Here is an 11,880-nt window from a genome sequence, read left to right on the forward strand (position 1 = left end):
AACGGGGGGAGTGGACCGGGTTCAGCCGGTCATCACCTCGCCGCCGTCGACGGCAATGGACTGGCCGTTGACCGAGGCGGACGCCGGCAGGGCCAGCCAGGCCACGGTCTCGGCCACTTCCTCGGGCTGGACCAGGCGGCCCTGCGGGTTGCGTTCGGCCAGCCTGGCGCGGGCCTCATCCGCCGTCATGCCGGTCTTGTCCACGATGTTGGCCACGGCGCCGCGCACGATGTCGGTCTCGGTATAGCCGGGGCAGACGGCGTTCACCGTCACGCCCTTGCCCGCCGTCTCCAGCGCCAGCGAGCGCGTGAGGCCGATCACGCCATGCTTGGCCGCGCAATATGCGCTGACATAGGCATAGCCGATCAGCCCTGCCGTGCTGGCCACATTGATGATGCGGCCCCAGCGCGCAGCCAGCATGCCCGGCAGCGCGGCCTGCATGCAGTGGAAGGTGCCTGTGAGATTGACGGCGAGCATCGACTGCCACAGTGCGGCGTCGGTGCGCTCGAACTTCTGGCTGCTGGCCTGGCCCGCGTTGTTGACCAGTACCTGCACGGGACCGAAGGCCGCCTCGGCCTGCGCGAAGGCCTGGCGCACCGAGGCCTCGTCGGCAATATCCGCCTGCACGGACTGCACCATCTGTGCTGCCTGTGCCGTGCCGCCCAGCTCGCGCACGGCAGCCTCCAGCGCCGCACCATCGCGTCCCAACAGCGTGACCCGCGCGCCGCGCGCCAGCAGCGCCCGCGCACAGGCCAGGCCTATGCCGCGCGCCCCGCCCGTCACCAGGGCATGGCGCCCTTCCAGGGTTTGTGGACTTGGAGTCATTTGAGGTCCAACTGCGCCATGGCGGCGGCGCGTTCAAAGTTGGTTTCCAACTGGCGCTTGCCGGGCTGGTACTGGTTCGGCCAATCCACATCCTGCGCACCGAGGCGTGCGGCCTCGCGCAGCGTCCAGGCGGCATCGGCCAGGTGCGGGCGCGCCAGCGCGCACAGGTCGGCCCGGCCCGAGGCGATGATGGCGTTGGCATGGTCGGCCTCGAAGATGGCGCCCACGGCAATGGTGGGTATGCCGGCCTCGTTGCGAACACGGTCGGCAAACGGCGTCTGGTACATGCGGCCGTACACCGGCTTCTGGTCGGGGCTGACCTGGCCCGAGGAGCAGTCGATCATGTCGGCGCCCGCCGCCTTGAAGCGGCGTGCGATCTCCACCGCATCGTCGGGCGTGATGCCGCCCTCCACCCAGTCATGGGCCGAGATGCGCACCGACATGGGCCTGTCCTGCGGCCAGGCTGCGCGCACCGCCTCGAACACCTCCAGCGGAAAGCGCAGGCGGTTGTCCAGGCCGCCGCCGTATTTGTCATCGCGCTGGTTGGTCAGCGGCGAGATGAAGCTGGACAGCAGATAGCCGTGGGCGCAGTGCAGCTCCAGCCAGTCAAAGCCCGCTGCTGCGGCGCGCCGCGTGGCGGCCACGAAGTCCTCGCGCACGCGGTCCATGTCGGCGCGGGTCATGGCGGCGGGCACTTGCGAGAGGCCCTCGATATAGGGCAGGGCCGATGCCGACAGCAGCGGCCAGTTGCCCTGCTCCAGCGGATGGTCGATCTGCTGCCAGCCCAGCTGGGTCGATCCCTTGCGCCCCGCATGCCCCAGCTGCACGCCAATGTGCGCCCCGCCCTGCGCGTGCACGAAATCGACAATGCGCCCAAAGGCCTGCGCCTGCTCGTCGTTCCACAGCCCGGGGCAGCCGGGCGTGATGCGCGCGTCGGGCGAGGTGCAGGTCATCTCCACCATCACCAGGCCCGCACCACCCATGGCGCGCGCGCCCAGGTGCACCAGGTGGAAGTCGCCAGGCACGCCGTCGGTACAGGAATACATGGCCATGGGCGAGACCACGATGCGGTTCTTCAGCCTCAGGCCGCGCGCCTGGTAGGGCGTGAGCATGGGCATGGGCGGGCGGCGGCCTTCGGGCACCGTCTCGCCTGCATGCTCGGCAATCCAGCGCTCGAAGCCCTGCAGCCAGGCGGCATCGCGCAGGCGCAGGTTCTCGTGCGAGATGCGCTGCGAGCGCGTCAGCAGCGAATAGGCGAACTGCTCCGGCTCCAGGCCCGCATAGCGCTCCACGTTCTCGAACCATTCCGTGGAATTGCGCGCCGCGTTCTGGATCTTGAGCACCTCCACGCTGCGCACCTCCTCGTAGTGGCGCAGGCCGGCCTCGATGCCCCCCGCAGACCGCAGGCTGCGCGCCAGCTCGATCGCATCCTCCAGCGCCAGCTTGGTGCCCGAGCCAATCGAGAAATGCGCCGTGTGCGCCGCATCGCCCATCAGCACCACGGGCACGCTGCGCGGGCCGCGCGGCGTGTCCAGCGCATTCCAGTGCACCCATGTATTGCAGATCACGCGCGGAAAGCGGATCCAGATGGCCGAGCCGCGCAGGTGCGTGGCATTGCTGACCAGGGCATGGCCATCCAGCCAGGGGGCGAACAGCTTCTCGCAGTAGGCAATGCCCTCTTCCTGGCTCATCTGCTCTATGCCGGCGGCCTGCCAGGTTTCCTCGGGCGTCTCCACGATGAAGGTAGACATGCCGTCTTCGTAGCGGTAGGCATGGGCCTGGAACCAGCCGTGCTCGGTCTGCACGAAGGCGAAGGTGAAGGCATCGAACACCTTGGTCGTGCCCAGCCACACAAAGCGGCAGCGGCGCTGGTCGATATCGGGCCGAAAGGTATCGGCATAGCGCGTGCGCACCTGGCTGTTGATGCCGTCCGAGGCGATGACCAGGTCGGCGTCGTACTCGCGCGCAATCGCCTGGTCGTCCTGCACGAAGTTCTCGAACACCAGCTTCACGCCCACGTCCTCGCAGCGCGCCTGCAGGATGTTGAGCAGCTTCTTGCGGCCTATGCCGATGAAGCCGTGGCCGCTGCTGCGCAGGCTGCGGCCCTTGAAGTGGATGTCGATATCGTCCCAGTGGTTGAATGCGTCACCAATGGTGCGGGCCGATACAGGATCGGCCTCGCGCAGGTTGTCCATGGTGGCGTCCGAGAACACCACGCCCCAGCCAAAGGTGTCGTAGGGCCGGTTGCGCTCCACCACCGTGACCTCGTTGGCGGGGTCCTGCAGCTTCATCAGCAGGCCGAAGTACAGGCCGGCGGGACCTCCACCGATACAGACGATCTTCATACCGCAAACCCTTTTCTCGCAGGGCGACGGCACAGGACGCCCCAGGTTCAGAATCCAGGCCCAAGAACTTTAAGCCTGAATAGTTTAGGTTTGAAATATATAGACGAAACGCCGGCACGAACCTAGGGAGAACACGCATGAGCCCCCCGACAGCCGCTACGATGCCGGATCGCCAGGAGGATCTCCCTTGGAAAAATACCGGTTCAATGTCTTCGGCCGCATCATCGCCATCGAACGCGCGCAGGCCCAGTGGCGCTGCTTCAACGTCGGCGCCGACGGCAAGCGCGCGCCCGCCCTGCTGGCCATTCCCTGCGATGTCACCCATGCCGAACTGGCGCAGTACCTCTACGACATCTACCACGAGAGCGCGGCCGCATCGGACCAGGACATCTTCGAGATCACCCCCGGCACCACCATCCCCTCACCCAGGAGTTCCTCTTGACCCAGCAAACCGAAGTCCGCGAACTGAAGCCGGGCCTCAGCCCCTTTCCCGATGCCGCCGACATCTTCGTGGCCGACCAGCCCTGGCTGGCCGAGCACCTGCTGCCGCTGATCTCCATCGACCTGGGCCTGGTGCGGCCCGAACTGGCCGGCACCGTGGTCCACATGCTGTGCCCCGTCGAGCCCTTCGAGGGCTGCATCGGCGATGAGACCGAAGCCCACCACAACGCCTTCACCGCCCCCAACTGGTTTGCACTGGAGCTGACGCCCGACAACCGCTACCGCTTCCTGGGCAACGAAGGCTTCTTCCAGCGCGCGCCGCAGCATGGCGGCCAGTTCACCAAGGATGCCTTCGCCTGCGAGCACACCGACGAAATGCTGGCCAGCCACGCCAAGGCCAGTGCCTACTACGCCGAGCACGGCCGCCTGGCCAGCTACTCGCGCTACGGCAAGGGCGAGCCCATGGAGCACGACTACCTGGACAGCCTGGGCGGCGGAATCTGGTACGGCAACTGGACCGGCCACCCGCCCATTCCCCCGGCCTTTCAGCTGGACGAAGCGGAAAACGCCGGCATGGGCGATGAACTGGAAGACGACGGCATCCGCATCACCCGCGACGGCAAACCCTTCTTCCACGTGGCCAACGTGGCCGGCTACAACTGGTGCGCCACGGGAGCGGACAGCATCCTACTGTTCTACGAACCGGAGAGCCGCACGGTGCTGTTCACGTTCGACTGGACCTGAGCCGGCCGAGCAGCGCCGCTCAGACGCGGCCCTGCTCGGGCGTGACGATCAGATGCGCCAGCAGCGGACGGATGCGATCGTCCTGGTAGTAGCCGCCGTATTCCGTGTAGCGCAGAAAGGCGGCATTGCAATGGTGGCAGCGCCAAAGCGTGCAGCGGTTGTACGGGTGCCAGCCCAGGGCGATGGGAGCATCCGGCGACCACTGGTTCGTGCCCTGTGGGTGATATTCATCGAGCAATTCCCGTGTCTCCGGCGTGCCCAGCGCACCAACCTGCTGCAGATGCGAAGTCTTGTCCGCCCCCGACAAGGACTCCCAGCCCGGCCTCCACAGCACAGCGCAGTCCGTGCATCGCTGCTGCTCGGCCGCCGCTGCGGCGAAGGCTCTCAATTCGGGTTCGGGAAGGAGGGTTGAAGTTGTCATGGAACGGTGCCTTGGTTTCCATGGATTGTCCGGCAGGTTTGGGGGCGGGCTACCAGTGGAAAACATCTTGTTGTTCCACGAACCTGGCAACGCTACGGTACTCTTCACCATCGACTGGACATCACGATCAGCCATGGTCTTGCCCCGGCTAGTCGGCTGGCAGGCATGCCCGTGTCAATCCAGCGGCTCGGGGCAGCCAGCGGCGTTGCTCCCCTCCAGACAATCGAACGCCCTTTCGGCACAGGCCACCACCCTCCATTCGCCAACTTGCATGTAGAAGCCGTCCGGCATGTCCGTGCCGTACGCCTCAAAGATGGCATTGATGGCATCCACCAACTGCCCCATCAGCGCTGCCTCCTGCTCATCGAGAAGAATCTCACCGATCGCCATACGAGCATCACTGCCAAGATCCGTATCGTCAAAAATGAAATGTATGGCCAAATCAAGATGGTCGTATTGAACGCCTGCAGGGAAATTATGGTTCACCCAGGCTTTCATTTGATACTTCAAATCCTTGAGTTTCCTCAAATATCCGAGCAATTCCATCCTCATTTCAGGGTATTTCAAGCGAGGCATCTCAATATCGTCCTGTCTTGCTCCCTGTCGATTGTGAGTAGCACTAGGCTCGTAGCCAAGTCCAAACCACCGTTGCTTCATCAAACGGGGCAAGACCCAAGTCAGCCATTGCATCACCAGCACGCTTGAAAACAAACCTGTGCGGTGCCTCTGCCAGCATCTGAGCCTGTGGGTGGCCTGCCGGTAGCCGCCCTTCCCAGATACCTGATTCGGGTGTTCTTGCTCCAGAGCGGCAAGTCAATGATCTGCGTGTAGGTGTTTCGACGGGCGCTGCACTGACTTGCTCAGGTTGTGGAATAGGCGCTGCTTCGCGCCAATCTCCAGAATGCACCAGGCTGAAAGTACTCAGCTTGTTTTGTGGATCGAAGGTGGCCACTACACCCCATGTCTGCCCTCCCTTTCCTTCGATGGGGAAGCACAGCATGGGGTGCATATGCATCACTTCGTCGGGAGAAGGACTCAACAATTGCATCAAGCTCTCTGGTTCAATGTCTCTAGGCTTGGTGTTTTGAAACCAAGGGCCCTGCCAGGAATATGCATCCAAAGTAAAACTCTGCAGCGCCCATTTATCTTACATTCATGAGATTGCCGTTTTCATTGGATTATAAACCAAAGAAAATAGAAAGCAATAATATTTATCAAATACTATTCAACCAACAACCCCAAACCACGTCACAGTCAATGGAAATTGGATTTTTAATCGGAAATAAATATATTCACATTAATTGTTATTTTCCGAAAATTAAACCTCAATTATTCTAGATACTAATAAATCCCATCCATTAGCCAATATTTCTTCGTAACTAGGATCTTCTGAATTTCCATCCAGATCAATAAACATGCGATTTTTTTCGGAAACTTCTTCAATTGAATTCCACGCAGCAAAGCATTCGCTACAATACAAATAAAGTTTTCCCGTATCTGTATTTTTCGAGATAATTAATTTATCTTGCCTGCAGCTTGGACATTCAATGGTTTCGAATATTTTCATAATTCACTCAAGATATGTCGTTATTAATTCATTTGCTCCTGGTCGAACTGATATCCTAATACTGTTTAACGGTGCCCCTGCTCCTAAGGAACCAACTATGTCTACAAAGTAGAAATCGTGCTTTGTGCAGAAATTCCCTAAGTAAATACCCAGCCTGGCCCCCAAAGCACAGTCAATTAATTAAAATGAATACCCCACTTGCGTCAATAGCAATAAACACACCGAATTCAGAGATACAAATAATCCGCAACAAACTAATCAATGATCTCCCAACACGAATTCTATTGATAATCAATTTCTGCTAAGCAGATGTAAGATTGCGATTTATATGGAGTTCTCATGGTCATCCTTGCATGTGTAGGCTTACTTGAGAAAATAGCATTTTTTCCTTCAATATCCCTGGAATAGAGAATTATTTCATCTTTGTTTAAAAGCATATGAATTTGAACATTTTCCAAAATCCTCGATATTTTCTGCCTATTCTTTTTATCAGGGCTATTTATATAAATCGTTCCACTATTTTTTATTTCTTCCAACAAAACCGATAGCGAATTTTCTTGCCTCCCCTTTGATTCATACTCATTTCTATGCCCGACACCAAATGCATATTTTACAGGAAGAAAATTACCATTCTTTATTAACCCAGGCTCAACCATCCAATAATAGTTGATTTCATTTTTTTCATTACTTCTATCATTAATAATCCATATTTTTTGATCTTTATCAATAATTTGAAAACTGGCCACAAATTTCTTTGAGTCTACGCCAACCAAACATTCCGGCTCTCGATTTTCAATATCTTTGGCGTACGATGAAGAAAAATTCAAACAAATAGCAAATACATAAAATAAATATCTCATCGTCGAGTGCCTATTTTTCTAGTCCTGATTTTTTGCATCATTTCCAATATATCGTCCGTATCTGCTGCAGGAGCGGTGCCTGGCCCGGCGGGGTCGCTCTTCAGTCGGGATTTATTGCATTTTTCGCCAACTGGTAAAGGCATTGATTTAGGAGTGGAAGGAATACTATCGTGGCTTCTTGTCAGTGGATTTGAGGGATAGGTGAAGAAATTTACCCCACCCATCAACCCGATCAGATCCTGATTCACATAACTCCCCACCACCGGATCGTAATACCGATGCCGGTTGTAATACAGCCCCGTCTCCTTGTTATGGTACGGCCCCGGCAGCCGGATCGCCTGGTGCATGCCCTGCGGGTTGTATTCCTGCAGCACATTGCCCCCAGGAATCCAGCTTTGCGGCCCAGGCCACCTGACCCCTCTGTTTTGGGGGAGCTGTATTGGTAGTGGATAGGGATGATCTGTTTGTTATTTGTATTGTGCTTACAGTTAGACTTGCATGCTGCTCGCTAATATAGTATTGAATTTAATGGTATTTTGGCAATTAGTTATCTTCGCAGATTTCATTTTTAAATTCAGATATTATTCCCTCGATATTTGAGAAAAACCCACCGTCAACTTCTTTTGAACAAGATTTATCAGATTTGCAATCCATCCAATCTTCTGAAAGACGAGAAACTTCCTTTTTCATTTCGCAAAGTAAAAGATTTTTATTCATAATATGGTTTTTCATATTTGAAATACCATGAATTCCATTAGCTGCTCTTATTGCAATATACTGACTATTTAAGAAATTCATATACTCCATAGTGTATTGATTATTTTTATAGATACCCAGCCAATATCCTGCATAGAATGATATAGCAATTACCATTGTTTTATATATATGTTTTCTCATACCAAGATTTTATTGACCAGGCGCTGACATACCTGGGAGTGGCCCTGACGGTATGACTCTTAGCTTTTGGCTAATGCATTTTTATTTCGGATGGAGATGGAGGTCTTATCACCCCAACACCTCTAGAGTCCGGGACAATGATGTCTGTGGGAATTGAAACTTCTTTGGTTTCTTTATTCTCCTGTTTCGTGCAAACAATTGCTTCTTCAGTCCTCTTCTGCATATCATCCTTGCCTGAGAGTTTGTTCCTCAATTCTGCAAATGAATCCGTCACATCGGAAACTTTCTGTTTCATCTGATTCCAGCCTTCAGCAATTTTCCCCGTTGATGTTGGATCTGGCTTTACCGGAGGTTTAGGCTTTTGCCCGTAAAACCACTTTTACCTCTCCTCATCTTATTTAATCCCAGTGGGTCAATCCAATCCACAGGATTTGTTGGGTAGCTGCTCATATTTGCACCTCCAGTCAACCCAATCGGATCCTGTTTGATATAACTCCCCACCACCGGATCGTAATACCGATGCCGGTTGTAATACAGCCCCGTTTCCCTGTCATGGTGCTGCCCCGGCAGCCGGATCGCCTGGTGGATGCCTTGCGGGTTGTACTCCTGCAGCACATTGCCCTAGGGGTCCAGCTTCGCGGCCCAGGCCACTTGGCCGGTCTGATCCGTCAGGGCCATGGGCGTGCCCAGATGGTCGCAGTTGTAATGATGGATGGGTACGGAGCCCTGTTGCGCTCGCTCCTGCTTTTGCAGTTACTTGCGCATCTCCTGCAGCATTTTTATGGTGTGCTCGTCGTGGATACCCAACATGACCAAGCGATCTGCGCGCGTTTTGGCCCCATCTTGTTATAACCCATGGGGCTGAACAATCCACGCATATCGAGACTCACTGTGACTGGTGATCTTTATTTTCAACAATCTCTTTACTTATTAGAAAATCACCGTATGGCCATATGGTTATGGTGGTCGTTCTAATAAAATTTTTATTTCCGTCAGATCTTGAGTGTTTTGATAACTTGAAATAATGAGTTTCTTCTCCCAATGTATTTGAAATACTTATTGATGCAGGGAAAGCAGTTGGTTTAATGCTCGATTCTTTTATCCTAAGTTCGACATTTTGACGAATTAGATAACGATGGCTTTGCCATCCCAGTATATCTTTGACACTCAAATCATAGTCTGGATTTCCCAGTTTATTAAAAATATAAGATAAATTAAATCCCTCTATATCCGACAAATCAATTTTCATTGGTGCCATCAAGAAAGTTAGCAAAGATATTATTTGAAAACCAAGCGTTGCGGCTATTATGTAAATTACTGTCTTCATCATCTTTTTCAATCTTTGCATCTTCTATATATTGGATTGCCTTTAGGCGATGCCCCATTCCATGGCCAACCTGTTGAATGTGATCCGTCTTCTGAGCCTGCGCCAATGGTTGTACTACTCCCTGTCACGACTGCCACATGCCCAGTAGCGTCCCCATATGGATATGCTACCGCAACAATATCACCAGGCTTTGGAGACGTAACAATTTCGAATCCGGGAATCGCTTTTTGTGGATTTGCCCAATCTCCAGCAGTTGCTGGTCCTCTTGGGATAATTCCAAATCTGTAGCGCGAGGGAGATTCGACATCTGCATTTTCTAGCACTTCATGAACAAAGAGATTACATTTATTTCTCTTTGACCCAAAGCCATAATTCGAGGAGTATGAGTATCTTTCTTGATTATTTAATTTCTCCGCTGCTTTCAAAATTCTCTCTGCACACGTTTTTACGGGGGCCAAGCCCAAAGGATCCATGGAAATCATGGGATCTATCGCATATATACTTTTGTTAACCCCTCCGGCCAACCCAATAGGATCCTGATTGATATAACTCCCTACCACCGGATCGTAGTACCGATGCCGGTTGTAATACAGCCCCGTTTCCCTGTCATGGTGCTGCCCCGGCAGCCGGATCGCCTGGTGCAGGCCCTGCGGGTTGTACTCCTGCAGCACATTGCCCCAGGGGTCCAGCTTCGCGGCCCAGGCCACCTGGCCGGTCTGGTCCGTCAGGGCCATTGGCGTGCCCAGTGGGTCGCAGTGGTAGTGGGATGGCGATGCGCTGTTGCCGCTCCTGTTCCTGCAGTTTTGCCTGCATGCCGCTCAGTAGGCGTGTGGCCCCCTCGGCCTGTTCGCCTAGGATCGCCTGGGCGCTGGGCTGCAGGCTGTGCGCATGGCGCTCAGCATAAAATCGCCCCATCTGGCACATTCAAATTGGTTTATTTTTTATTTCAAATATGACAAAAATCATAGACGAAATGATGCCAGCAAAAAAACCAAATATCAGATAATAAAAATCGAGAAGATCAATTGCCAAGGATAAATTGAAAAATAATTTCTTAATTGTGATGACTGCAAGTGCTCCAATAGTTGCAGAGATACAGAAATAGAAAAATATGCCGTATTTGTTTTTTAAATACCCAAGAAATAATTGAAACAAAAAATTAAGAGGCAGCGAAATTAGAAAAACGAATAAGAAAAAATAAACATAAAGCGATTTATAATCTTTATCCGTCATTAACCCCGTAAAGAGAAATCCAATAATTACAGATGAAACGATGCTTGGCTGTATTAACTTAATCATTTGCAGCTTTCCGCATATTCGAAGACATTTTTATCAACTTGGCCCCAAAGTGTGTCTGCAAGTGCACTGTTTATTCCACCCATAGGACCAACACCTTCCCCGAACGTATGCACTGTCACCTCAGTTGCGCTTTCTGAGACCCAACGGCGTACTATTCCTGGGTAGAGTAGGTGCGAATTTTCCGTAACGTTAACGACCATTGTACGATCTGAATTAACTACATGGCTCACGGGGCCCACAGGAATTGCGAAACCGCGCTGGCCGTTTTGTATAGGCTCCCCTTTTGCACCTGGAGCTGGATAACGCATTAGTCCTTCGGATACGTTTTTAAGAGTGCAGCCACTTGTACTCTTCTTGCAAGAATTCCTCGTGTTGTAACTGTGAAAGTCGTTGTTGCCTTCATCAAAAAGCATTACTCCGTTACTGTCTTCGCCTAGCAATCCGGGGTAGCTCTTTCTATTGTTGCTTAAATAGCCCCGTTGCGCCATTGTTCCTGGCTCAAGACCAAGCGGGTCGGCCAAATTAACAGGCGAATTTCTAACATATCCGTAGGGGTTAGTCCCACCCATCAAACCAATCGGATCCTGATTGATATAACTCCCCACCAACGGATCGTAATACCGATGCCGGTTGTAATAAAGCCCCGTCTCCCTGTCATGGTGCTGCCCCGGCAGCCGGATCGCCTGGTGGATGCCCTGCGGGTTGTACTCCTGCAGCACATTGCCCCAGGGGTCCAGCTTCGCGGCCCAGGCCACCTGGCCGGTCTTGTCCGTCAGCGCCATGGGCGTGCCCAGGTGGTCGCAGTGGTAGTGGTGGATGGCGATGCGGGCGTGCTGTTCTTTTTCCTGTTCCTGCAGCTTGGCCTGCATGCCGGTGAGCAGGCGCGCGGTGCTTTCGGCCTGTTCGCCCAGCATGGCCTGGGCGCTGGGCGGCAGGCCGTGGTCCAGGGTGTGGCGCAGATGGCGGGCGGCGTCTTGCTGCATGTCGCGCGGCATGGCGTCGAGCATGGTTTGCATGAGGGCCAGGGCCGGCCTGTGGTTGGGGTCGTCCTGGTCGGGCAGGCCTGCGGTGATGGCTTGCACCAGCAGGTGGGGCTCGTCTTGGGGGTCGCCGCTGGCCGTGGTGCTCAGGCGCACCAGGGGCGTGAAGCTGCC

Annotated in this window: 12 protein-coding genes and 3 pseudogenes; 2 read left to right on the forward strand and 13 right to left on the reverse strand. The window is 54.4% G+C overall.

Annotation, left to right across the window (positions count from 1 at the left end):
• Positions 1-21: 21 nt before the first annotated feature.
• Both AC57B5_RS10080 and AC57B5_RS10085 read right to left on the reverse strand, forming a co-directional pair.
• A complete protein-coding gene (locus AC57B5_RS10080) occupies positions 22-825 on the reverse strand; it encodes an SDR family NAD(P)-dependent oxidoreductase (RefSeq protein ID WP_496399413.1) in 804 nt (267 codons plus the stop codon).
• On the reverse strand, positions 822-3,170 hold the full coding sequence (locus AC57B5_RS10085) for a bifunctional salicylyl-CoA 5-hydroxylase/oxidoreductase (protein WP_496399414.1): 2,349 nt from the start codon (positions 3,168-3,170) through the stop codon (positions 822-824). Before AC57B5_RS10085 ends, AC57B5_RS10080 begins: the two co-directional genes overlap by 4 nt.
• Before the next feature lie 187 nt (positions 3,171-3,357).
• Between AC57B5_RS10085 and AC57B5_RS10090 the strand changes: the two genes are divergently transcribed.
• Positions 3,358-3,612: a DUF7661 family protein gene (locus AC57B5_RS10090; protein WP_017407498.1), complete on the forward strand. Its 255-nt coding sequence runs from the start codon at positions 3,358-3,360 to the stop codon at positions 3,610-3,612.
• Positions 3,609-4,355 (forward strand): enolase, encoded by a 747-nt coding sequence (locus AC57B5_RS10095; protein WP_496399415.1) that lies wholly within the window; start codon positions 3,609-3,611, stop codon positions 4,353-4,355. Before AC57B5_RS10090 ends, AC57B5_RS10095 begins: the two co-directional genes overlap by 4 nt.
• 19 nt (positions 4,356-4,374) lie before the next feature.
• Here AC57B5_RS10095 and AC57B5_RS10100 read toward each other — a convergent pair whose 3' ends face one another.
• The 11 genes and pseudogenes from AC57B5_RS10100 to AC57B5_RS10150 form a co-directional block, all read right to left on the reverse strand.
• Positions 4,375-4,776, reverse strand: a complete 402-nt coding sequence (locus AC57B5_RS10100; protein ID WP_123693936.1) for a hypothetical protein — start codon at positions 4,774-4,776, stop codon at positions 4,375-4,377.
• 174 nt (positions 4,777-4,950) lie between these two features.
• Positions 4,951-5,466: an SCO4402 family protein gene (locus AC57B5_RS10105; RefSeq protein ID WP_496399416.1), complete on the reverse strand. Its 516-nt coding sequence runs from the start codon at positions 5,464-5,466 to the stop codon at positions 4,951-4,953.
• A 628-nt stretch (positions 5,467-6,094) separates the two neighbouring features.
• Complete coding sequence (locus AC57B5_RS10110; RefSeq protein ID WP_349613885.1) at positions 6,095-6,343, reverse strand: hypothetical protein; 249 nt, start codon at positions 6,341-6,343, stop codon at positions 6,095-6,097.
• A 281-nt stretch (positions 6,344-6,624) separates the two neighbouring features.
• Positions 6,625-7,203, reverse strand: coding sequence for a hypothetical protein (locus tag AC57B5_RS10115; protein WP_496399417.1), 579 nt, complete (start codon positions 7,201-7,203; stop codon positions 6,625-6,627).
• A gap of 185 nt (positions 7,204-7,388) precedes the next feature.
• A pseudogene (locus tag AC57B5_RS10120) lies at positions 7,389-7,629 on the reverse strand (RHS repeat-associated core domain-containing protein); the annotation flags it as partial.
• Between the two features lie 117 nt (positions 7,630-7,746).
• Positions 7,747-8,100, reverse strand: coding sequence for a hypothetical protein (locus AC57B5_RS10125; RefSeq protein ID WP_496399418.1), 354 nt, complete (start codon positions 8,098-8,100; stop codon positions 7,747-7,749).
• Positions 8,101-8,170: 70 nt separating this feature from the next.
• On the reverse strand, positions 8,171-8,395 hold the full coding sequence (locus tag AC57B5_RS10130) for a hypothetical protein (protein ID WP_496399419.1): 225 nt from the start codon (positions 8,393-8,395) through the stop codon (positions 8,171-8,173).
• Positions 8,396-8,499: 104 nt separating this feature from the next.
• A pseudogene (locus tag AC57B5_RS10135) lies at positions 8,500-8,910 on the reverse strand (RHS repeat-associated core domain-containing protein); the annotation flags it as partial.
• Between the two features lie 76 nt (positions 8,911-8,986).
• A complete protein-coding gene (locus AC57B5_RS10140) occupies positions 8,987-9,430 on the reverse strand; it encodes a hypothetical protein (RefSeq protein ID WP_496399420.1) in 444 nt (147 codons plus the stop codon).
• Between the two features lie 5 nt (positions 9,431-9,435).
• A pseudogene (locus AC57B5_RS10145) lies at positions 9,436-10,312 on the reverse strand (RHS repeat-associated core domain-containing protein); the annotation flags it as partial.
• A 410-nt stretch (positions 10,313-10,722) separates the two neighbouring features.
• Positions 10,723-11,880, reverse strand: a 1,158-nt coding sequence (locus tag AC57B5_RS10150) for an RHS repeat-associated core domain-containing protein (protein ID WP_496399421.1), incomplete at its 5' end; no start/stop codon positions are given.

The organism is Delftia sp. BGA-UO-ETr-SB1, assembly GCF_059567865.1.